A 545-nucleotide genomic window follows, 5' to 3' on the forward strand; every position below is an offset into this window, starting at 1 on the left:
ACCCACTACGCCGCTAATTTGATGGGGATTTGCCCGAAGAATCTGTGGCCTGCGGTGAAGGCGATGCTGCACTCGGTCTATGACCAGCCCGATGCCGAGAGCGTCCACGCCCAGTTCGACCGGCTGCTGGACTACGTCCAGGAGAAGCTGCCCAAGGTCTTCGAGCACCTCGACGAAGCCCGGGCCGACATTCTGGCGTTCACGGCGTTCCCGAAGGATGTGTGGCAACAGATCTGGTCCAACAACCCCAACGAACGGCTCAACCGCGAGATTCGCCGGCGCACCGACAGCGTTGGTATCTTCCCCAACCGCGACGCGATCATTCGGCTGGTCGGCGCGGTGCTGGCCGAGCAAACCGATGAGTGGGCAGAAGGCCGCCGCTACCTCGGATTGGACGTGCTGGCCAGATGCCGGCTCAGCCTCGTCAACGACGCTGACAACACCCTGAATGCGGAGGAGGCGCCTGCAGATCCCTTCCAAGCGTTGACCGCCTAAAAGCAATCACCGAAGGAAACCACCGCTACACCACTTCCCGGGGCTTGACC

Annotated in this window: 1 protein-coding gene; it reads left to right on the forward strand. The window is 62.2% G+C overall.

All coding sequences use genetic code 11. The features are described 5' to 3' along the window. Positions 1-495 (forward strand): transposase (locus ACT3S2_RS15845; RefSeq protein ID WP_444561939.1); only part of this gene is annotated, 495 nt, incomplete at its 5' end. Positions 496-545: the final 50 nt, after the last annotated feature.

The organism is Arthrobacter sp. AOP36-A1-22 (genome assembly GCF_052377615.1).
GTDB lineage: Bacteria > Actinomycetota > Actinomycetes > Actinomycetales > Micrococcaceae > Arthrobacter_H.